General features: G+C 66.8%; 18 protein-coding genes. 12 read left to right on the top strand and 6 right to left on the bottom strand.

Annotation, left to right across the window (positions count from 1 at the left end):
* The first annotated feature begins 51 nt into the window (after window positions 1–51).
* The 5 genes from GEV05_08710 to lipA all read left to right on the top strand — a co-directional run bounded on the left by GEV05_08710 (window position 52) and on the right by lipA (window position 4146).
* Window positions 52–1197, top strand: coding sequence for a D-alanyl-D-alanine carboxypeptidase (locus GEV05_08710; GenBank protein ID MPZ43467.1), 1146 nt, complete (start codon window positions 52–54; stop codon window positions 1195–1197).
* A gap of 206 nt (window positions 1198–1403) precedes the next feature.
* Complete coding sequence (locus tag GEV05_08705) at window positions 1404–2276, top strand: D-amino acid aminotransferase (GenBank protein ID MPZ43466.1); 873 nt, start codon at window positions 1404–1406, stop codon at window positions 2274–2276.
* Window positions 2277–2309: 33 nt separating this feature from the next.
* Complete coding sequence (locus GEV05_08700; GenBank protein ID MPZ43465.1) at window positions 2310–2573, top strand: DUF493 family protein; 264 nt, start codon at window positions 2310–2312, stop codon at window positions 2571–2573.
* The gene (gene lipB / locus GEV05_08695) at window positions 2570–3190 is read left to right on the top strand and encodes a lipoyl(octanoyl) transferase LipB (GenBank protein MPZ43464.1); all 621 of its coding nucleotides are present in this window, start codon (window positions 2570–2572) and stop codon (window positions 3188–3190) included. The genes GEV05_08700 and lipB overlap by 4 nt, the downstream gene beginning before the upstream one ends.
* A complete protein-coding gene (gene lipA / locus GEV05_08690; protein MPZ43463.1) occupies window positions 3187–4146 on the top strand; it encodes a lipoyl synthase in 960 nt (319 codons plus the stop codon). The genes lipB and lipA overlap by 4 nt, the downstream gene beginning before the upstream one ends.
* Before the next feature lie 6 nt (window positions 4147–4152).
* Here lipA and GEV05_08685 read toward each other — a convergent pair whose 3' ends face one another.
* Entirely contained in the window at window positions 4153–4698 is a 546-nt protein-coding gene (locus GEV05_08685) for a redoxin domain-containing protein (protein MPZ43462.1), read from the bottom strand.
* Between GEV05_08685 and GEV05_08680 the strand changes: the two genes are divergently transcribed.
* Window positions 4697–5383 (top strand): DUF4197 family protein, encoded by a 687-nt coding sequence (locus GEV05_08680; protein ID MPZ43461.1) that lies wholly within the window; start codon window positions 4697–4699, stop codon window positions 5381–5383. The genes GEV05_08685 and GEV05_08680 overlap by 2 nt on opposite strands.
* A gap of 49 nt (window positions 5384–5432) precedes the next feature.
* On the opposite strand, the gene GEV05_08675 is transcribed toward GEV05_08680, so the two are convergent.
* Both GEV05_08675 and polA read right to left on the bottom strand, forming a co-directional pair.
* On the bottom strand, window positions 5433–6737 hold the full coding sequence (locus tag GEV05_08675; GenBank protein MPZ43460.1) for a hypothetical protein: 1305 nt from the start codon (window positions 6735–6737) through the stop codon (window positions 5433–5435).
* Window positions 6738–6858: 121 nt separating this feature from the next.
* The gene (polA, locus tag GEV05_08670) at window positions 6859–9570 is read right to left on the bottom strand and encodes a DNA polymerase I (GenBank protein MPZ43459.1); all 2712 of its coding nucleotides are present in this window, start codon (window positions 9568–9570) and stop codon (window positions 6859–6861) included.
* A gap of 213 nt (window positions 9571–9783) precedes the next feature.
* Between polA and GEV05_08665 the strand changes: the two genes are divergently transcribed.
* The 3 genes from GEV05_08665 (at window position 9784) to GEV05_08655 (ending at window position 11983) form a co-directional block, all read left to right on the top strand.
* The gene (locus tag GEV05_08665) at window positions 9784–10125 is read left to right on the top strand and encodes a DUF2782 domain-containing protein (GenBank protein MPZ43458.1); all 342 of its coding nucleotides are present in this window, start codon (window positions 9784–9786) and stop codon (window positions 10123–10125) included.
* Between the two features lie 46 nt (window positions 10126–10171).
* Window positions 10172–11125 (top strand): homoserine kinase, encoded by a 954-nt coding sequence (locus GEV05_08660; protein MPZ43457.1) that lies wholly within the window; start codon window positions 10172–10174, stop codon window positions 11123–11125.
* Window positions 11126–11227: 102 nt separating this feature from the next.
* Window positions 11228–11983 (top strand): hypothetical protein, encoded by a 756-nt coding sequence (locus tag GEV05_08655; protein ID MPZ43456.1) that lies wholly within the window; start codon window positions 11228–11230, stop codon window positions 11981–11983.
* Between the two features lie 187 nt (window positions 11984–12170).
* On the opposite strand, the gene GEV05_08650 is transcribed toward GEV05_08655, so the two are convergent.
* Complete coding sequence (locus GEV05_08650; protein ID MPZ43455.1) at window positions 12171–14444, bottom strand: AAA family ATPase; 2274 nt, start codon at window positions 14442–14444, stop codon at window positions 12171–12173.
* A gap of 408 nt (window positions 14445–14852) precedes the next feature.
* On the opposite strand from GEV05_08650, the gene GEV05_08645 reads away from it, so the two are divergent.
* Window positions 14853–15296 carry a hypothetical protein gene (locus GEV05_08645; protein ID MPZ43454.1) on the top strand — a complete coding sequence of 148 codons (444 nt, stop codon included), beginning with the start codon at window positions 14853–14855 and terminating at the stop codon, window positions 15294–15296.
* 92 nt (window positions 15297–15388) lie between these two features.
* Here GEV05_08645 and GEV05_08640 read toward each other — a convergent pair whose 3' ends face one another.
* The gene (locus GEV05_08640) at window positions 15389–16135 is read right to left on the bottom strand and encodes a cupin domain-containing protein (protein ID MPZ43453.1); all 747 of its coding nucleotides are present in this window, start codon (window positions 16133–16135) and stop codon (window positions 15389–15391) included.
* Between GEV05_08640 and GEV05_08635 the strand changes: the two genes are divergently transcribed.
* Window positions 16134–17045 (top strand): LysR family transcriptional regulator, encoded by a 912-nt coding sequence (locus tag GEV05_08635; GenBank protein MPZ43452.1) that lies wholly within the window; start codon window positions 16134–16136, stop codon window positions 17043–17045. The two genes, GEV05_08640 and GEV05_08635, sit on opposite strands and share 2 nt — an antisense overlap.
* Here the strand turns inward: GEV05_08635 and GEV05_08630 are convergent.
* Window positions 17042–17941: a response regulator gene (locus GEV05_08630; protein ID MPZ43451.1), complete on the bottom strand. Its 900-nt coding sequence runs from the start codon at window positions 17939–17941 to the stop codon at window positions 17042–17044. The two genes, GEV05_08635 and GEV05_08630, sit on opposite strands and share 4 nt — an antisense overlap.
* Window positions 17942–18064: 123 nt before the next feature.
* On the opposite strand from GEV05_08630, the gene GEV05_08625 reads away from it, so the two are divergent.
* Entirely contained in the window at window positions 18065–20824 is a 2760-nt protein-coding gene (locus tag GEV05_08625) for a PAS domain-containing protein (protein MPZ43450.1), read from the top strand.
* Window positions 20825–20862 lie beyond the last annotated feature (38 nt).

The raw sequence follows: 20862 nt of genomic DNA, 5'->3' as shown, positions 1-20862 counted from the left end.
TCCCTGCGCGTACTGCCCGCGCGCCTTTCACTTCCGCTCGCACGAGGTTCGATGATTCGTCCGATCCGCCTGCCCCTGCTTCCGATCCTGCTTCTGCTGCTGTTCTCCGCCTCCGGCGCGCACGCGCAAGGCACGCCGACTGCGCCGACAATCGCGGCGAAGTCCTACCTGCTCTACGACTTCCAGTCGACCCAGATGCTGGTCGCACACGATGCCGACGAGCGCATCGAGCCGGCGTCGCTCACCAAGTTAATGACGGCCTACGTCGTTTTCGACGCGCTCAAGCAGAAGACCCTGAAGCTCGATCAGAACGTGCCGGTATCGCAACGCGCGTGGAAGGCCGAGGGATCGCGCACCTTTATCGAGCCGCGCATGCCCGTGACCGTGGACGAGCTGTTGCACGGGGTGATCGTGCAGTCGGGCAACGATGCGTCGATCGCGCTGGCCGAAGCGGTGGCAGGCTCCGAGGAGAGCTTCGCTCTGCTCATGAACAAGGAGGCGAAGCGGCTGGGCCTCACCAACACGAACTTCACCAACTCGACCGGCCTGCCCGATCCGCAGCACTATTCGACGGCAGCCGACATGGCGAAGCTCGCCGCGGCGATCATTCGCGATCATCCCGAATACTACCCGCTGTATTCGCAGAAGGAATTCACCTACAACAAGATCAAGCAGCCGAACCGCAACCGCCTGCTGTGGAGCGATCCCAGCGTGGACGGCATGAAGACCGGCCACACCAAGAACGCCGGCTACTGCCTGGTCACCTCCTCCAGGCGCGGCGAACGGCGCCTGATCTCCGTGGTGCTGGGGGCGAGCTCATCGAGGGCGCGGGCGGCCGAAAGTCAGAAATTGCTCAACTTCGGCTTCCAGTTCTACGATACGGTGCGGCTGTACCAGAAGGGCCAGCAGGTCGCCAACTTGCGCGTGTGGAAGGGGAGCACCGATACGGTCAACGCCGGCTTCGAGCGCGACCTCTACTTCACCCTGCCCAAGGGCCAGGCGGAAAAGCTCAAGGCCACCCTAGAGAGCCAGCAGCCGCTGGTTGCACCGGTCACGACCGGCCAGCGGGTCGGCACGATGCGCATCACGCTCGACGGCAAGCCGCTCACCGAAGTGCCGGTGGTCGCCATCGAAACCGTCGAGCTCGGCAACATCTTCGCGCGCGGCTGGGACGCGATGCGCCTTTTCTTCCAATAACGCGAGTTAGTGTCCTGAGTCCGAGGTTCGTCGCAGAAATCGAACATTTGCCTTGACGCCAAGCGGGCAAAAGTGTCGAAATCGGCGCCAGACGCGAAGCGAACCACAGCCAGGTTGGACACCTGGCGAGGATTCGCGACAATGTATGGCGTCGATTCTCGGCATCTTTTGCGCGGCGAATTTCGGACTCAGGACACTACGAAGCCATGCCAAAACAACCGACAGCGGCAACGGTTTATCTGAACGGGCGCTTCATGCCGGCGGAGGAGGCGCGCATTCCGGTGCTCGACCGGGGCTTCATCTTCGGCGACGGCGTCTACGAGGTGATTCCCGTCTACTCGGGCTACCCCTTCCGGATGGAACAGCACCTGAAGCGGCTGCAGTCGAGCCTGGATGCGATCCGGCTCGCCAATCCCATGACCACGGCGCAGTGGAGCCGCCTGGTGAAGCGGATGATCGCGCTCAACGAGGGCAAGGACCAGGCCGTCTACCTCCAGGTCACGCGCGGCGTAGCCAAGCGCGATCACGCCTTTCCGGCGGACGCGACGCCGACGGTGTTCATGATGAGCAACCCGATGAGCGTTCCCGCGCGCAAGCTCGTTAGCGGCGGTTGCGCCTGCGTGAGCGCGACCGACAATCGCTGGCTGCGCTGCGACATCAAGTCCACGTCGCTGCTCGGCAACGTGCTCATGCGCCAGCGCGCGGCCGAGGCCGGCTGCCTGGAAACGATCATGTTCCGCGACGGCTTTCTGTCGGAAGCCTCGTCGAGCAACGTCCTGGTGGTGCGCGGCAAAACGGTCGCCGCCCCGCCCAACAACCACCTGGTGCTGCCCGGCACGACCAACGACGTGGTGATCGAGCTCGTGCGCAAGGCGCGCATTCCCCTGGAGCTGCGCGAGATCCCCGAGGACGAGGTCCGCTGCGCGGACGAGATCTGGCTCACCTCCGCCACCAAGGAAGTGCTCGCCGTCACGCGCCTCGACGACAAGGCGGTGGGCACCGGCAAGCCCGGGCCCGTGTTCCGGCGCGTCCACAAGCTCTATCAGGCCTACAAGCGAACCGTCATGCGTCGCGGCTGACCAATAGGGAGTATCCGCACTCGGAGCCGGCGCATGGAGCGCGAATCGCTGATCGAATATCCGTGCGAATTTCCGATCAAGATCATGGGCCGCACCGAGCCCGGCTTCGCCCAGGCGGTAATCGACGTGGTGACGCGCCACGCGCCCGATTTCGACCCCGGCAGCGTGGAGATGCGGACGAGCAAGAAAAATCGCTATCTCTCGCTCACCTGCACGGTGCGAGCGACCTCGCGCGAGCAGCTGGACAGCCTGTACCAGGCTCTGTGCGACCATCCGCAGGTGGTGATGGTGTTGTGATCGTGCGCCGCCTCGGCCTGGCGCCTTACGCGCCCACCTGGCGCGCCATGCGCGAGTTCACCGCCGCACGCACGCCCGATACGCCCGACGAGCTGTGGCAGCTGCAGCATCCGCCGGTCTACACGGTCGGAGTGGCCGGCCGCGACCAGCACCTGCCGCGGGTGGACAACGGCATCCCGGTCGTGCGCACCGACCGCGGCGGCCAGATCACCTACCACGGACCGGGCCAGGTGGTGCTGTACACGCTGCTCGATCTGCAGCGCCGCAGCTTGAGCGTGCACGGCTTCGTCCGGCTACTGGAGGGCGCCGTGATAGACTTGCTCGGACGCTACGGCATCGCCGACGCGCACGGCCGCACCGATGCTCCCGGCGTCTACGTCGGCCAGGCCAAGATCGCGGCCCTGGGGCTTCGCATCCGCCACGGCCGCTGCTATCACGGGCTCGCCCTCAACATCGCCATGGACCTCACGCCCTTCGCCGCCATCGACCCGTGCGGCTATCCGAAGCTGCCGGTGACGAGCCTGCAGGCGCTCGGGGTGGACCGGCCGACCGACGAGATCGCTCAGGCCCTGGTCGATGCGCTCGCCCGGCGCATCGGCGCGGAGGTAAGCGCGTGAGCGAAGTCCGCGACAAGCAGAAGGGCGACGCGAAAGAGAAGGGCGAAGCGAAGACCGCCCGCATCCCCATCAAGGTGATCGCCGCCGGGCAGACGCTGCCCAAGCCGCCATGGATCCGGGTGCGGCTGGGCAATAACGAGCGCTTCCATGCCGTCAAGCAGGCGCTGCGCGCCAATGGCCTGCACACCGTGTGCGAGGAAGCCTCGTGCCCGAACATCGGCGAATGCTTCGGCAAGGGCACGGCCACCTTCATGATCCTGGGCGACTTGTGCACGCGGCGCTGTCCGTTCTGCGACGTGGCGCACGGCCGCCCCAAGCCGCCGGATGCAACCGAGCCGGTCAAGCTCGCGCGCACCATCGCGGCGATGAACCTTGCCTACGTGGTGATCACCAGCGTCGACCGCGACGACCTGCGAGACGGCGGCGCCGGCCACTTTGCCGAGTGCATCCGCGCGGTGCGCACGCATTCGCCGCAGACCACGATCGAGATTCTCGTGCCGGATTTCCGCGGCCGCCTGGATGCGGCCCTGGATTGCCTCGCGCAAGCGCCGCCGGACGTGATGAACCACAATCTCGAAACCGTGCCGCGGCTCTATCGCGAGGCGCGGCCGGGCGCGGACTACGCGCATTCGCTGAAACTGCTACAGGAATTCAGGCGCCGGCACCCGGAAACACCGACCAAGTCCGGGCTCATGGTGGGGCTGGGCGAGAGCGACGACGAGATCCTCGCCGTCATGCGCGACCTGCGCGCGCACGAGGTCGACATGCTCACCATCGGCCAGTATCTGCAGCCCTCCTCGCACCACCTGCCGGTACGCCGCTACGTCGAACCGGCGGCGTTCGAGCGCTTTCGCGAGGCGGCCGAGACGATGGGCTTCCGCCATGCTGCCTGCGGCCCGCTGGTGCGCTCGAGTTACCACGCCGATCAGCAGGCGCACGGCGCCGGCGTCGCCTGACCGGCGCTACACGCGCTCGGCGAGCTTGCGCTCGATCAGCGACTGCAAGCGGCCGAAGTCCGGCACGCCCAGGATGCGTTCCACGATGCGCCCGCGCTTGTCGACCAGGAAAGCGGTCGGGGTGGCGCGAACTCCGCCGAACGCGCGCGCAGCTTCGCCCTGGATGTCCAGCGCGACAGGAAATGGCAGCTCGCTGCTGCGCGCGAAGTGCAGGACGTGATCCGGCCGATCGTACGGCATGGCGATGAAGATTGCTTCCAGGCCGTGCGGCCGATAACGGCGGTAGGTCTCCGCCATCGCCGGCATCTCCTGTCGGCACGGTCCGCAATCGGTCGCCCAAAAATTGACCAGAACCACCCTGCCGCGCAGGGCGTCGAGCGCGATTCGCTCGCCTTGCAGCGAAACGACCGTGACAGCAGGCGCAAACACGGGCGAGCGCCACCACAGCACGGCCGCGACGGCGATTGCCAAGGCGATGCCCAGCACGATAAAGTGCCAGCCCGAGCGCCGCTTGAAATCGTTCGATGTTCGCTTTTCCCAGGAGGTGCCCATGCGATTGATTGTCGGTGCTTTGGCTGCGCTTGTCATCCTCATCCCTGTGCCTGCGCATGCCGTCGATCTGGCCAGTCTCAGCAACCAGGAGGCGGGCACCGGGATGCGCGATGCCCTGGTTCAAGGCGCCGGCAAGGCCGTCGAGCTGCTCGGGCGTCCGGGTGGCTTTCTGGAAAACCCGAAGGTGAAGATTCCTCTGCCTGACACGCTGCGCCGGGTCGAGAGCGGAATGCGCCTGCTCGGCATGCAGAAGCAGGCTGACGAGCTGGTGGTATCGATGAATCGCGCCGCGGAAGCGGCCGTGCCGGAGGCGAAGGCGCTGCTGGTCGACGCGGTGAAGAAGATGAGCTTGCAGGACGCCAAGAAGATTCTCACCGGCGGCGATACCGCGGCGACCGAATATTTCCGCCGCGCGACCTCGTCGCAGCTGACACAACGCTTCTTGCCGATCGTGACCAAGTGGACCGAGAAGGTTGGTCTCGCGACGCAATACAACTCACTGGTGGAGCGCGGCGCGCAACTGGGGCTGGTCGGTAAGGACGAGCGCATCGAGAACTACGTGACGCGCGAAGCGCTCGACGGCCTGTATGCCACGATCGCCGAACAAGAGCGCGCCATCCGGCGCGATCCGGCCGGCGCAGCAACGGGTGCTGCCAAGAAGGTGTTCGACATGCTGCGACGGTGATTCGACCGCGCAGGGCCCTGCCTGCCGTGGCGAGGCGGGTGCAGTCGGATCAGCGATACAGTGCGAGCGCCTTGATGCGGCGCTCGACTTCCCCCTCCACGCGCCGGTAGGCTGCTTCGCCAACGCCGCCGAAGCGGCGCTTGAAGTCGGCTTCATTCGAGGCCACGGGCAGTCCCGCTACGTCGGGCATGAAGTCGGCTTCCACCGCACCGGCAAGAAAACGCTGCTGGATCGAACGTGCGCTTTGCGGCGAGCGCGCCGCCTGGGCGCCGAAGACCGTGCCGGCGCGATCGGCGGCCAGATCGGGAAAGCTGAAGCCGCTGCCCCCGCGCGCGTCCTCGATTTCCTTGTAGACCCCGATCGCATTGGCGAGCGGACTGCCGGCGGCCGCGGCCAGCGCGGCCGAGACGGTGAAATGCTGCGCCAGGTCATGCCGCCCGCCGAGGGTCACTTTGTGCAGCCGGGGTCGTGGCCAGTCGCGGGCCTGCGGCACGATGGCGGAAAGCCCGCGCCCGTTCACATAGAACGCAGTCACCAGCAACGCGGCGCGATTCTCCGCAACCGGATCGGAGCTCGCGGAACGCTCCGCGGCCAACCCGAGCATCGGCTCGAGCAACATACGCAGCGAGATTTGCCGCGGCAGGCGCTTGCCGGCGGTGAATTCGGCCAAGCGCTGCTGGTAGCTGCGCAAGCGCGCGTCGTCCACGGCGAACAATGCGCGGCGAAACCGCTCCGGCATCTCGTCGCGCCAGCGATACACGATCTGCACCTGGCCGCCTTCGATGTGCACGCTATGCAGAAAGTCCGCCGCTGCACTGCCTTCGCCCGCCTGTGGCAGCGGCATATCGGCAATGCGTGGCGAAGCGGCGGTGTCGAGCGCACCCAGCCGCCCGAGTGCATGGGCGAGCAGCCTGTCCGCGAGCATCGCCGGCACCGGCACGCGGCCGATCCTCAGATTGTCGAACTGCGGCAGCGCGCTCGTCTCGCGCAACACGCCCTCGACGTTGAGGTAGGCGCCGAAGGGGTTCGCGGGTGCCCGTGCCGTGGCCCAGAACGCTACGGCACCCGGTTGCAGCGCCACCTTGGCACCGCCGCCGTAGGGCGCGACCAGATAATTGGCGGCGATATCCACATCCTCGGCTGACAAGGTGATCGTGCGCAGTGCGCCTGCACGGGCCGTGCGCGGATCGTGCGCTTTCGCGAGCGCTTGCGCGCGCGCCACCTGTTCTTGAGTCAATTGGACGTTGCGCACGACCAGCGGCCGATCGTCCAATGTCAGCCATGCGAGCGCCAGCACAGCGGCCGGCAGGGCAAGCACGACCAGCGCGAAAGACCGGACGATCCAGCGTTTCATCGGCGATCCTGATCCCGGCTGCCCGGGCCGCGGTGCGCGCCAAAAGCGCCTGCCTGCCCCATCGTCTCAACGCGCGCTCGACGAAACAACGATCAACTCGACGCTGCGCCGGCACGCGCCTTCAATGCGCTTGCTCCCAGTTCGGCCCGCTGCCGATCTCCACCATCAGCGGCACGGAGAGCTTCGCCACTCCGGCCATCAGCTCCGGCAATTGCGCGCGCAGCCGTTCGAGCTCCACATCGGGCACTTCCAGCACGAGCTCGTCGTGCACCTGCATGATGAGGTGCGTATCGAGCCCGGTGGACTCGAGCCAGCCCTGCACGGCGACCATGGCGAGCTTGATGAGATCGGCCGCGGTGCCCTGCATGGGCGCATTGATCGCCGCCCGCTCGGCGGCGCTGCGCCGGGCCTGGTTGCCGGCACGGATCTCCGGCAGCCACAGGCGGCGGCCGAACACGGTTTCGACGTAGCCGAGCTCGCGCGCCTGCGCGCGGGTGGCTTCCATGTAGTTCGCGACACCCGGATAGCGCGCAAAGTACCGCTCCATGTAGCTCGCCGCCGCCGAGCGCTCGATGCCGAGCTGCTGCGCCAGCCCGAACGCCGACATGCCGTAGATCAGACCGAAGTTGATGACCTTGGCGTAGCGGCGCTGCTCGCTCGAGACCGCGTCGGGGGGCGTGCCGAACACCTCCGCGGCCGTGCGCCGGTGAACGTCTTCGCCGCGAGCGAACGCATCGAGCAGGCCGGCGTCCTGCGACAGGTGCGCCATGATCCGCAGCTCGATCTGGGAGTAGTCCGCCGAGACGATGGCTGCCCCCGCGGGCGCGACGAACGCTTCCCGAATGCGCCGCCCCTCGGCATTGCGCACCGGAATGTTCTGCAGGTTGGGCTCGTTGCTCGAAAGCCGCCCCGTGACCGCGACTGCCTGGCCGTAGTTGGTGTGAACGCGTCCGCTCGCATCGACCATCCGCGGCAGCTTGTCGGTGTAGGTCGACTTGAGCTTGGAGAGCGCCCGGAAGTCGAGCAGCAGCTTGGGCAGCGGGTAGTCGAGCGCCAGCTGCTGCAGCACGTCCTCGTCGGTGGACGGCGAACCGCTGGGCGTCTTCTTCATGACCGGGAGCCCGAGGCGCTCGAACAGGATCTCGCAGATCTGCTTGGGCGAATTCATGTTGAACGGGTGCCCGGCCACTCCGTACGCCTGCCGCTCGATCGCCGCCATGCGGCTGCCCAGCGTGCGGCCATGCGCTTCGAGCAGCTGCGCATCCAGCATCACGCCCTGGCGCTCCATCGCGAACAGCACGCGCTCGACCGGAATCTCGATCTCACCGTAGATCTGCGCCAGGCGCTCGTCCGCCTCGATTCGGGGCAGCAGCGTCTGCTGCAGGCGCAGGACGACGGCGGCGGCCTGCGCCGCATACGCACCCGCCTGCGCGATGTCGACCTGGTCGAACCCGATGCGCGCCACACCCTTGCCGACCAGGCTCTCGAGGCTGGTCGTCGACTGGTCGAGATAGCGCTCGGCCAACGACGCCAGCTCGTGATTGCGATGGCTCTCGAGCACGTAGGATTGAAGCTGCGTGTCGTGCGCGATGCCGGCCAGCCGAATGCCATGATTGGCGAGGAGATGCATCGCGAACTTGGCATCGTGCGCGATCTTGCGCGGCGCGTGATCTTCCAGCCAGGGCCTGAGCCGCTCGAGCGCCTGGGCCCGATCCAGCTGGTCCGCAGCACCCGGATGGCGATGCGCGAGCGGCAAGTAGGCGCCGGGACCGGCATCGAGCGCTACGGCGATGCCGACGATGCTCGCCTGCATGGGCTCCGTTGCGCTGCTCGCCATGTGCAGTGCGACGTGCTCGGAGCCCCGCATCCGTTCGAGCAGCGCATCGAGCTGCTCGAATCGAACGATGGTCTCGTGCGCCTGCTCCGGCGCAGAGGCAGGCAGCGACGCCGCAAGGGCAGGCGCGAAATTGACCGCAGCGGCCTCGCCCAGCTCGCGCCGGTGCGCCTTGAACTCGAGGCGCTCGAACAGCTGCGCCAGTTTTTCGTCGTCCGGGTCGCAGCACGCCAGCGCCTCCAGCGCAACCGGCAGCGGCACGTCGCATTTGACGCGCAGGAGCTCGCGCGCCTGCGGCAGCCAGTCGAGCGCCTTCTGCAGGTTCGCGCCGACCACGCCGCCGATCTCGCCGGCGTGCGCCATCACCGCGTCCAGCGAGCCGTATTGCTGCAACCATTTGCAGGCGGTCTTGGGACCGACCTTGTCCACGCCCGGAACGTTGTCGACCGCATCGCCGATCAAGGTGAGATAGTCGAGGAAGCGGTTGACCGCAACGCCGAACTTCTTCTCCACGCCCGCGCTATCGAGCGTCTCGTTGGTCATGGTATTGACCAGCGTCACGTCCTCGTTCACGAGCTGGGCGAGATCCTTGTCGGAGGTGGAGACGATCGAGCGCACGCCCTGCTTGCGGGCCTCGCACACGAGCGTTCCGATCACGTCGTCCGCTTCCACGCCGTCGACCATGATGAGCGGCCAGCCGAGCGCGCGCACGCACTCGTGCAGGGGCTCGATCTGGAGCGTGAGGTCGTCGGGCATGGGCGCCCGGTTCGCCTTGTACTGCGGATACACGTCGTCGCGGAAGGTCTTGCCCTTGGCATCGAACACGCAGCCCAGGTACTGCGCCGGCACTTCCCTGCGCAGCTTCTGCAGCATCGTGATGACGCCGCGGATCGCGCCGGTGGGCTGCCCGTCACGCGTGCGCAGATCCGGCAAGGCGTGGAACGCGCGGTACAGGTAGGAAGAGCCGTCGACGAGCAGCAGGATGCGCTCGGAGCTCATCGTCTATTGCTCATTCCGTATCGGGATGAAAAGTCATTGGAGGGTAGCCGCCATTATGGCAGGTCGGGGCGATCTTCGACCATCACCGGGCGCGCGGCCTCGAGCCCTCGCCCCCGGGAGCGAGAAATGCAACTGAGCCTGTGCGCGGGGCGTTCGCAGCCGTCGGAGCATTCGCCTTTCGCGCTACAATCGGGAAACGATCCGGGTGCTGCAATGCGTAAATACCTGTTGGCGCTTCTGCTCGCCTTGGCCTGCGCCGTGAATGCGCAGTCACCCACGAAGCCGCCCAATCTTCAACCCATACCCGAGCCTCCACCGCCACTGCCCAGCATGGCGCTCGATCCGGCGCTCGAGCCGGAGGTCACCATCGTCAAGCGCGGCATCGACACGGTGGAGGAATACCGGATCGCCGGCCGGCTCTACATGATGAAAGTCATTCCGCCGACCGGGAAGCCGTATTACCTCATCGATAATCGCGGCGACGGCACGTTCACGCGCCAGGAAAGCTTCGATTTCGGCCTGCGCGTACCGATGTGGGTGATCCACAGCTTCTAAATTGCCGCGCCGCCATCGGCTCGGCCCGCACACCAGCATCGAGCGAATGTCGGTCTACACCAGCGTCAGCCGCAGCCAGTTGAGCGCCTGGCTGGGCCGCTACGACGTGGGCGCGCTGCGCAGCCTCCGAGGCATCGCGGCCGGCATCGAGAACACCAACTATTTCGTGACGACGGCGCGCGGCCGCTTCGTGCTGACGCTGTTCGAGAAGCTGCAGCCGGCCGAGCTGCCGTTCTACCTCGGGCTCATGACACACCTGTCGGCGCGCGGCATTGCGTGCCCTCGCCCGGTGCCGGACGACGAAGGTCGCGTCTTCAGCGAGCTCAACGGCAAGCCGGCCACGCTGGTGAGCCGGCTTCCAGGGCACGACGTGGCGGCGCCCGATTCGGAGCACTGCACCGCCGTGGGCGCCATGCTCGCGCACATGCACCTGGCCGGCACCGACTATGCACACACCATGCCGAACCCGCGCGGACTGCTGTGGTGGCGGGGCGCGGCGCTGGAAGTGCTGCCCCGCATGCCGGCGGCCGAAGCAGCGCTGCTCGAACAGGAGCTCGAATACCAGTCACGGGCAAGACTCGATGCGCTGCCGAGCGGGGCGATTCACGCCGACCTCTTCCGCGACAACGTGCTCTTCGACGGCCGCGCCATCGGCGGCGTGATCGACTTCTACTTCGCCTGCACCGACCGGCTGCTCTACGATCTCGCCATCACGGTCAACGACTGGTGCATCGATCCCAATGGCGCGCTCGATCCTGGGCGCACGCGCGCCTTATTGCGAGCGTACCGTTCGGTGCGGCCGCTTGCGCCGGCCGAGATCGACGCCTGGCCCACGTTGTTGCGGGCAGGCGCACTGCGCTTCTGGCTCTCCCGGCTCTACGATCTGCACTGCCCGCGGCCCGGCGAGCTGACCTTCGCCAAGGATCCAGGGCATTTTCAACGCGTGCTCCAGGCACGCATGGAGGCCGAGGACCGAGCACGTGGGATGCTCGCGGAATGATGCGGTCGCATCCGAGGCGGAAAAAAGCACGCGCGTGCGAAACGGCGCAGTGCATGACGTAGAATACCGGCACCCCAACCTCCCGCCTCGTACGCTGGTCACATGCCCCGCCGGGTCTCCATCGGTCACGGATTGCAGTGGATTTCGAGCGGCTGGGGCTTCTTCAAGCGCAATCCGCTCGGCTGGATCCTGCTGATGGGAACGCTGCTCGCGATCTGGGTGCTGCTGCTCAGCATTCCCATGCTCGGGCCGCTACTGTTCAACCTGCTGTTCCCGGTGTTCTTCGCCGGCCTGATGCTCGGCTGTCGCGCCATGGAACAAGGCGGGAAACTCGAGTTCGGCTATCTCTTCGCCGGCTTTCGCGAGAATGCAGCCGCGCTGGTCAGTGTCGGCGGCGTCTACCTGGTCGGCATGCTGCTCGTGATTGCGATCGTGACCTCGTCGGGCGGGCTGCCCCGATTGCCTGATGAGCCGAAGCCGGAGGACGTCGCGACCTTGCAGAACGAGCTGAGCAAGATGCGGGGCCCCATCCTCGCCGGCATGGCGCTGCTCGTGCCCTTGCTCATGCTCACCTGGTTCGCCCCGCTGCTGATCGTGTTTCGCAGGATGACGGTATTGCCCGCGCTCAAGGAAAGCTTGAGCGCCATCGTGCGCAACCTCGGGGCGTTCGTGCTCTACGGCGTGGCGATCTTCTTCCTGTGGCTGGTTGCCACCTTGCCGATCGCGGGATCGGTCCGCAACCCGTTGATCGACGTGCTGACCATCGTTGCGCTGGTGGTCGTGCTGTCGATCATCTTCGGCTCGATCTACGCTTCCTACATGGACATTTTCGAGCCGCCCTCGAACAACGCGCCTTGAAGCCACCCACGCCGAAGAACAACCGGTCTCGCGCTGCGCCGGCCAGGCTCACTCCCAGGCCATGGGAAAAAGAGGCTATGCTCAATTTTCTTTTGGCAGCGTCCCTCGCTGGGATGCTTACAAGGAAAGTTGTACAAGGAAAGTTGAGCCTGGCCCCTTTTTTTTTTCGCGCCCGCGGGAATGACCGCTAAGCAGCGGTCAGCTTGGCGTACTCGAGCGCGAGCCATTTCATGCCGCCGCTCTGGAAATTGACCTGCACGCGCGCGTCCGCACCCCGGCCCTCCGAGCCGATGATGATGCCGCGGCCGAACTTGGGGTGCACGACGCTCTGCCCGATGCGCCACGGCGAGGCGGGCGCGATGTCGAAGCTCGTCGCCAGGCCGCGCTCGGAGCGCGCGAGCGCGGGACGCGAGCCGCTTGCGTCGCCACGCGCGCGGGAGACGCCGACGGGCTTGAGCAACAGCGGCGGCAGCTCCAGCAAGAAACGCGAGCGGATGTTGTAGCGCGTCTGACCGTGCAGCATGCGGCTCTGAGCGTAGGTGACGTACAGCCGCCGCCGCGCGCGCGTGATCGCGACGTACATCAGGCGCCGTTCCTCGTCCAGGCCGTCGTCTTCGTTCAGGCTGTTCTCATGCGGAAACAGCCCCTCCTCCAGGCCACCGAGAAACACCGTATGGAATTCCAGCCCCTTGGCGGAGTGCACGGTCATCAGCTGCAGCGCCTCGACTCCGGCCTCGGCCTGGTGCTCGCCCGCCTCCAGCGCCGCGTGCGCGAGAAACCCGGTGAGGCTCGTGTCCTCGTTGCTGGCGTCGCCTGCGAACAAGGCGGCGGCGTTCACCAGCTCACCCAGGTTCTCCAGCCGATCCGCGCCCTCGCGCTCGGCCCGGTAGTGCGCTGAAAGCCCGCTCGCGTCGACGACGTGCTCGACGCATTCGGCCAGGGTCAGTCCTTCGCACGCCGCGCGCATGCGCTCGATCATAGCGACGAAGCCTTCGATGCCGCGGGCCGGCGCGGCCGTAGCCGCGGCACCCTCGGCGCCGCCGGCTTTGCGCTTGCCCGCTTCGGCTCGGGACTTCGCCGCGGCCCACAAGCTGCTCCCGGCCGTGGCGGCGGCATCCTGCAGCTGCTCGACGCTACGGTTGCCAATGCCACGGGTGGGAAAATTCACCACGCGCAGCAGCGCATTGTCGTCTTCGGGATTGGCCGCGAGGCGCAGATACGCGAGCGCATGCTTGATCTCCTGGCGCTCGAAGAAGCGCAGTCCGCCGTAGACGCGGTACGCAATGCCGGCCGAGAACAACGCATGCTCCAGCACTCGCGACTGCGCGTTGGAGCGGTAGAGGAGCGCGATATCGGAGCGGCGCACGCCCTCGGCCACCAGCGTCTTGACTTCGTCGACGACGAAGCTTGCCTCGTCGATATCGCTCATCGCCTCGTAGATGCGGATCGGCTCGCCCTTGCCCTCGGCCGTCCACAGGTTCTTGCCCAGGCGCTTGCGGTTGTTGGCGATGACGGCGTTGGCGGCATCGAGGATGTTGCCGTGCGAACGATAGTTCTGCTCCAGCTTGATCACGCGCTGGACGTGGAAGTCGCGCTCGAAGTGCTGCATGTTGGCGACGTTGGCGCCGCGGAAAGCGTAGATCGACTGATCATCGTCGCCCACCGCGAATACGGCGCAACCCTGGTCCTGGGCGGGTGCGGCCGAAGCGCCCGGCGCCGTGAGCGCGAACGGCACGGTCGCGCGCGCACCTTCGCCGGCGAGGAGCTTCAGCCATCGATACTGCAGCACGTTGGTGTCCTGGAACTCGTCCACCAGGATGTGGCGAAAGCGCGCCCGGTAGTGTTCGCGCAGGATTTCGTTGCGCACGAGCAGCTCGAAGCAGCGCAGCAGCAGCTCGGCGAAATCGACCACGCCCTCGCGATTGCACTGCTCGTCGTAGGCGGCGTAGATTTCGCTGAGCCGGCGCGTATAGTCGTCGTAGCTCTCCACGTCGCGCGCGCGCCGGCCCTCCTCCTTGGCGGCGTTGATGAACCACTGCACCTGCCGCGGCGGATAGCGCTCGTCGTCGATGTTCATCGCCTTCAGCAGCCGCTTCACCGCGCTTTGCTGGTCTTGCGAATCGAGGATCTGAAATGTTTGCGGCAGTCCCGCGTCGCGATGGTGCGCGCGCAGCAGCCGGTTGCACAAACCGTGGAAGGTGCCGATCCACATGCCGCGGGTGTTGATGGGCAGCATCGCGGACAACCGCGTGAGCATCTCGCGCGCGGCCTTGTTGGTGAAGGTGACGGCGAGGAACGACGCGGGCGAGGCCTGGCCGGTCGAGATCAGCCAGGCGATGCGCGTGGTCAGCACGCGCGTCTTGCCGCTGCCGGCGCCGGCAAGGATCAGCGCTGACTGGTGCGGCAAGGTGACCGCCTCGAGCTGCTCGGGGTTGAGGCCGTTCAGGAATGCAGGCTGCATGGATTGGTTGGTTGTTCGATCGATCGCGGTTCCCGAGCCCGACGCCACGACGCGCAGCGCGCGGAAGTTGCTGCAGGAGCGCCGATTATACCGGCGGGACCTGCGTCGCTCGTGCGTGAGCTTGCGTCGAACGGATGCGATCATTGCATTGCTGTTCCGGCTGCTGCCGACCACCCCGTCCGCGCCGTTGTCGCGTCCCGCCCCCTCCTCAATGAGGAGGGGAATGCTGTAACTTCTCCCCTCCTCAATGAGGAGGGGAATGCTGTAACTTCTCCCCTCCTCTCACGAGGAGGGGTGGCGCGCAGCGCCGGGGTGGTGTGGTGGAGTGCGCCGATGCAGCCGGCTCAGTGCTGATGGATCAAGCCGCGCTGGTATGATCGCCCGTTCGAGACGAACGCGGCGGATGACGTGAAGGCGGAAGGGTTTGCGGCCGTTACGCTGGCATGCACGCTTGCGGTCTCGAGCCTGCACGCCGAGACGCAGAATGCAGCGCGCCAGCTGGTCGCCATCAAGGCGCCGCAGCACGACCCGCTCTACCTCGATGCGGCGAGCCTCAAGCGCAATGCAACGGCGGTGACCTTCAAGTACCTGCTCGATGTGCCGGCCCCGCCCGAGGAAGGCGCAAAGCCTCCGGCCACATCCCCGCAATGGCGCTCGAACGAGATCGAAGCCACCATCGACTGCCGCAAGCATACGGTTCTGGTGCGACGACTGGTGGCGTATTCGGGCCCGCGTGGAACGGGTACGGCGACGGCCGTGCACAGCTTCACCGGGCCGGGGCTCAAGGCCGAGCCGATCACGCCGAAGTCGACCTTCGCCTACCTCGAACAACATGTCTGCCGGGGCGGGTAAGCGACGCTCCAATCTCCCCTGCAGTGAGGGAGCTGGGACCGACTGGCGGAAAGCGGTTTGTCGCTACTTGCCGGATCGCAAATAAAACCCGCCTACTTCACCTCGGCGCTCAACAGCTCCGGATGGCGCTCGAAGAAGGCGACGTCCTCGGGCGCCTGCTGCCACCCCGCATGGCCCCGATCGGCAATCTTGCGCGACGCCATGCCGGTGCCATAGCGCACGCGGAAGAGCAGCGTGCGCTTCGGCCCGTTGACGTACTCGTGCAATTCGCCCGGCGGATGCACGACGAACGAGCCCGGGACGATGTCCACCGTGCGCTCCGGCGTTCGCATCTGGCCGCCGCCTTCGTAGCAGAAATAGATCTCGGTGCAGTCCGGATGCGCATGGTTCGGGCTCACCTGCCCCGGCTCCCAGCAAGCCACCGTGACATCGCCCCCGGAAACCTTGCCCAGCACCCGCTCGACATGGTGCTCCGGATTCCATTGCTCTTCCGCCTTGAGATCGTGCACCAGCATATGTGCTCTCCTGCGATCCCTGGAAAATCTCCTGCGCCGCGGGCATTGTAGCCGCTGGCGGCGGCAAGCGCGACGGCGGGGCGACCCGCCTCTGTGATGGTGTGGCGATCCGCCCCCCACGTCGGCAAAACGCCCGATGGCGCCCCTCGCAAGCACAACCACGCACGCCAGGACCGCGGCGATTCCCGGCCAGCGCTCCGCCGGACAGATGCCGACTTTGATAAGCTCGGGCAATCGCACGCGCACAACGGCGCCCGCGCCGGGCGGCCGTCGACGCTCACGCGCTGCCCCAGAATTTCGCCAACCCACCCATGCAGGCCGCATGAACCTCAACGATCTGCGCTATGTCGTGGCGCTCGCGCAGGAACGCAACTTCCACCGCGCGGCCGAGCGCTGCTTCGTCAGCCAGCCGGCGCTTTCGCTCGCGATCCAGAAGCTCGAGGGCGAGCTGGGCGTGCGCCTGTTCGAGCGCTCGCGCAAGGGCGCGCGGCCGACGCCGGTCGGCAGCCGTATCGTCGAGCAGGCGCAACGGGTGATCGAGGAAGCGGGCAGGATCCGCGAGCTCGCGCGCGAGGGCGCCGACCAGCTGGCGGGTCCGCTCAGGCTCGGCGTCATCTATACCGTCGGGCCCTACCTGCTGCCGGAGCTGATACCGATCCTGCATCGCAAGGCGCCGCAGATGCCGCTCGAGGTCGAGGAGAACCTGACGGCGCAGCTCGACGTGCTGCTGCGCAACGGACGCATCGATTGTGCGTTGCTCGCGCTGCCGTTCGCGGCGCCGAATATCGAGCTGCTGCCGCTCTACGACGAGCCCTTCACCGTCGCTGTCCCGAGCGAGCATCCGTGGGCCAAGCGCGCGTCGATCAAGGCGCAGGAACTGTCGGCGGAGAAAGTGCTACTGCTATCGAGCGGCCATTGCTTCGCGAACCAGGTTGCCGAAGCTTGTCCGGAGCTGCAGCGCCACGGCGGCGAGGTGCTGCAGGGCAATTCGCTGGAGACGATCCGCAATATGGTCGCCTCGGGCCTGGGCATCACGGTGCTGCCCGCCAGCGCCGACAGTGCGCGCTATCGCAGTCCGCTGCTCAAGATGGTGCCGTTCAAGCCGCCCGCGCCTGTGCGTCGCATTGCGCTCGCGTGGCGCCGCAGTTTCGCTCGCGAGAAAGCCATCGAAGTGCTCGCCGAAGCCGTGCGCTCGGTCAGGATCGCGGGCATCCGGCCGCTGCCTGCCGCCTAGAGGGCCTTGGTCGCGACCACCGTATTGCCGCAGCCGCGGTATTGCACGCTATCGAAGCACACGCGGCGCGCGATCGCGATGCCGCGTCCATGCAGGTCCATCGCGCGGCTGGGATGGATATCGAGAAAGCTGTGCCAGTCGAAGCCCTCGCCCATGTCGGTGACTTCGAACTCGACCTGGTCGGCATGGCGCTCGAGCTTGAGTGTGGCGAAGCGATTGCAGTAGCGCGGGTCGCGCAAGGGACTTTCGATCTCCTCGCTCCAGCGCCCGGACTGCAGCAGCCGCGATTTTTCCTGGTAGGTCACCCCCAGGTTGCCGTGCTCCACCGCGTTGATCATGAGCTCGGCGAGGCCGAGGGCGGTCTGGGCTGCATCGCGTAGCGAATACGCCGCGAGGGCAGCAAGGTTGCGCGCTTCGTCGAGGCTGCAGAAGCGAAACTTGGCGTAATCGATGAGCTGAAAGCTGTCACGCGTTCGCTCGAGCTCCGCCACGACGGCCCGCTGGTTCAAGCGATCGCGCACCGCGGTGCGCACCACCGCCTGCAGCATCTCGGGTCCGAACGGCTTGGTCAGGTAGTAGAACGCGCCCTCGCGCAGGCCTTCCAGCACCTGGTCGGGCGCGGCCGCCGCGGTCTGCAGGATGACCGGAATGCGCGCCGCGGCCGGATGACCCTTCATCCGCCGCAGCACCTCGATTCCGTCGATGCCCGGCATCATGCGATCGAGCAGCACCGCATCGAAGCGCTCCGGCATTTCGCGCAGGAGCCGCCAGGCGTGCTCGCCGTCTTCCGCCTCCTCCAGGCAATAGCCGTGACCGGCGAGGAACTCGGACACGATCATCCGGTTGGTATCGTCGTCGTCGACGACGAGGAGTGTGGTGCAGTCGCTGGGCTTCATCGAATGGGCTTGAAAGCGGGGTCTTGCGCTTGTTTACGGCCGTGCGCGGGCTGCGTTGAGCCGAACTCAAGCCGCACCGCGCCGGCGCCGTAATCGCTGCAAAGCGCCTCGAGCACAGAGGTCATGCGTTTGTGCGGCCGCACCCGGGTCCTCGCGGGCACACCGCGGCGCCAGCCCCCCTGCCATTGTCCGTACGCGATGCCGCCCAACCCCCCGCAGATTCCGGATCCCGCACCCCCACGGTGGAAGCCGTTCCCGCTCGCCGGGGTGCTGGCCGTCCTGCTGCCGATCCAGGTCGGAATGGGCGCGGTCCTGTTCACCTTCAGCGCCGACCAGTCGCAATGGCTCTACCTCCTGGTGCAGGCGTTGATTCTCTCCCTGATCGCCGTACCGGCGCTGTGGTGGATGAGCACGCGCGGCGCAAATCCCTCGTTCCTCGCCCGGCAGGCGGACCTGTCGCGAGCGCATGCCCGCCTGCGCTGGGGCTATGGCGCGATCCTGACGATCATCGCGCTCATCATCGTCTGTCGCGCGTGGGTGATTCAGCAGGAGATGACGCAGGCGAAAGGCCGCGGCGCGTTGATCGAAAGCGCCGATCGGCAACGCACTGCGGGAGAAGAGCTGGCGAGGCTGGTGACGCAGATCGCCGCGCGCGCGGAATCGGTTGCCGCCGAGCGCAACCGGCTCACCCGCCTGGCGATCGAGCTGCGAACTGCGCTCGACGCAGTCGAGCACGATGCCGCCGACTTGCGAGACGCCCGGGTGTCGCTGGTGACCATACTGGCCGATGCCCACACCCAGGTGCAAGCGCTGGCGGCGGCCGCTCGCAGTATCGAGGACGCTGCGAATGCGCGCGACGCTGGCCCGGACTCGGCTGCGATCGTCGCGCTGCAATGGCTCGAACGCGTCCAGGCGCACCAGAACGCGCACGCGCGCGCGATGGACCGGGCGATCGCCACGCTCGCGCTCACCGCCGATGCCCGGGTCCTGGGCATCGCCCGCATCAGCCTCATCGCCAGTGCGCTGCTGCTCGCATTCCTGTCGTTGGCGGTATGCCTCGTGCTCGAGCCGGCGGCCCGGGTGCTGGAGCAGCAGACCCGCCATATCCAGGAGCAGCAGCAAGCGCTGCGCGCAAGCGAGCAGCGCTTCCGAGCGCTGGTGGAAAACACCGACGTGATCGTGTGGGAATTCGATCCCCGGCTCAACGCCTTCACCTACGTCTCGCCGCATGCGACGCGCATGGGCTATGCGACCGAACAGTGGCTGCAAGCGGGCTTCTTCGAAGCGCATCTGCATCCGCAAGACCGCGCTGCAGCCCTGGCGTACTGCAAGCAGGAAACCGACGCCGGGCGCAACCACCGCCTGCAATACCGCATGCTGCAAGCGGACGGCGGGATCGTTTGGATCGACGACTGGGTCAGCGTCGAATCGCTGCCCGACGGCGCCCGGCTCATGCGCGGTGTATTCGCCGACATCACCGAGCTCAAGCGCGCGCAGGAAACTTTGCGCGATACCGAGGAGCGCTGGAACATGGCGCTGCAAGGCAGCGGCGACGGCGTCTGGGACTGGGACGTGGCGGCGGGACGCATCTACCGCTCGCCGAGCTGGAAGGAAACCCTGGGCTTCGCGGCCGACGAAATCAGCACGCAAGCCGGCTACTGGGAAAAGCTGATCCACCCCGAGGATCGGGCGCGGGCGCGCGCCGCGCTCGACGGCCATCTCGACGGCCGCCTGCCCGCCTACCACTCCGAGCATCGCATACGCTGCAAGGACGGAGCCTACAAATGGGTGCTCGCGCGCGGTAAGGTATTGCGCCGCTCGACCGAGGGACGGCCGCTGCGCGTGGTGGGCACCCAGACCGACATCTCGGCTCAAAAGGCGCTGCAGGACGAGCTGCACCGGCACCACAACCAGCTGCAGATGCTGGTCGAGGAGCGCACCGCCGATCTCACGCGCGCGATGCAGGATGCCGAGGCGGCGCGGGTGATGGCCGAACGGGCGAACAAGAGCAAGTCGATGTTCCTCGCCAACATGTCGCATGAGCTGCGCACACCCATGCACGCGATCCTGAGCTTCGCGCACCTGGGCGCGACGCGCCATGCCGAGCTCGATTCGCGCCGCCTTGGCGACTACTTCCAGCGCATCGAGGCGAGCGGCAACCGCCTGCTGAAACTCCTGAACGACCTGCTCGACCTGTCCAAACTCGAATCGGTCCGGGTCCTGATCCAGCCCGAATGGATCTCGGGCAGCACGCTGGTGCGCTCGGTCGCCGAGGAGCTCGAGCCGCTGCTGCACGCCGGCCGCCATACGCTGCGCATCCATGCCGCCTGCGAGCCGGAAAAGATCTGGCTGGACGGCGAGCGCATGCGCCGGGTGCTGCGCAACCTGATCGCCAACGCGATCCGCTACAGCCCCGACGGCGGCGCCATCGACGTCCGCATCGAGCGCAGTCCCACAGCCGGCGGAAGCGTGGTGGCGTTGAGCGTGTCGGACGAAGGGATCGGCATCCCGCCCGAGGAGCTGGAGTCCATCTTCGACGAATTCGTGCAGAGCTCGAAGACGGTCAGCGGCACGGGTGGCACCGGCCTGGGCCTTGCGATTTGCAAGCGGATCGTCGCTGCGCACGGCGGCACGATCCGTGCAAGCAACAACGCCGGCGCCGGCGCGTGTGTCGATGTCCAGTTGCCGCAGCCGCAGCTCGAGCCGCGGGCGCTTTCACTCCCCTCTCCCTCCGGGAGAGGGGCTGGGGGTGAGGGGGGGGGGGGGGGGGGGGGGGAAGGTCCCGATTACGACGCTTATTTTCCCTCACCCTCGATCCCTCTCCCGGAGGGAGAGGGAAGACAAGCTTACCCATGCAAAAAACATACAAGGGCTTGGGAGTGAGGGAGGGAACGAGCCATAAGTCATCTACCGCAAGCCAC

Source organism: Betaproteobacteria bacterium, from assembly GCA_009377585.1.
GTDB lineage: Bacteria > Pseudomonadota > Gammaproteobacteria > Burkholderiales > WYBJ01 > WYBJ01.
Note: the sequence above shows the minus strand (reverse complement) of the source record. Positions and strands in the feature narration are given on the sequence as shown.

Coding starts and splice junctions, on each gene's coding strand:
- GEV05_08710 (MPZ43467.1), top strand. CDS start 52: ATGATTCGTCCGATCCGCCTGCCCCTGCTTCCGATCCTGCTTCTGCTG.
- GEV05_08705 (MPZ43466.1), top strand. CDS start 1,404: ATGCCAAAACAACCGACAGCGGCAACGGTTTATCTGAACGGGCGCTTC.
- GEV05_08700 (MPZ43465.1), top strand. CDS start 2,310: ATGGAGCGCGAATCGCTGATCGAATATCCGTGCGAATTTCCGATCAAG.
- GEV05_08680 (MPZ43461.1), top strand. CDS start 4,697: ATGCGATTGATTGTCGGTGCTTTGGCTGCGCTTGTCATCCTCATCCCT.
- GEV05_08685 (MPZ43462.1), bottom strand. CDS start 4,698: ATGGGCACCTCCTGGGAAAAGCGAACATCGAACGATTTCAAGCGGCGC.
- GEV05_08675 (MPZ43460.1), bottom strand. CDS start 6,737: ATGAAACGCTGGATCGTCCGGTCTTTCGCGCTGGTCGTGCTTGCCCTG.
- polA (MPZ43459.1), bottom strand. CDS start 9,570: ATGAGCTCCGAGCGCATCCTGCTGCTCGTCGACGGCTCTTCCTACCTG.
- GEV05_08665 (MPZ43458.1), top strand. CDS start 9,784: ATGCGTAAATACCTGTTGGCGCTTCTGCTCGCCTTGGCCTGCGCCGTG.
- GEV05_08660 (MPZ43457.1), top strand. CDS start 10,172: ATGTCGGTCTACACCAGCGTCAGCCGCAGCCAGTTGAGCGCCTGGCTG.
- GEV05_08655 (MPZ43456.1), top strand. CDS start 11,228: ATGCCCCGCCGGGTCTCCATCGGTCACGGATTGCAGTGGATTTCGAGC.
- GEV05_08650 (MPZ43455.1), bottom strand. CDS start 14,444: ATGCAGCCTGCATTCCTGAACGGCCTCAACCCCGAGCAGCTCGAGGCG.
- GEV05_08635 (MPZ43452.1), top strand. CDS start 16,134: ATGAACCTCAACGATCTGCGCTATGTCGTGGCGCTCGCGCAGGAACGC.
- GEV05_08640 (MPZ43453.1), bottom strand. CDS start 16,135: ATGCGGCCTGCATGGGTGGGTTGGCGAAATTCTGGGGCAGCGCGTGAG.
- GEV05_08630 (MPZ43451.1), bottom strand. CDS start 17,941: ATGAAGCCCAGCGACTGCACCACACTCCTCGTCGTCGACGACGACGAT.
- GEV05_08625 (MPZ43450.1), top strand. CDS start 18,065: ATGCGTTTGTGCGGCCGCACCCGGGTCCTCGCGGGCACACCGCGGCGC.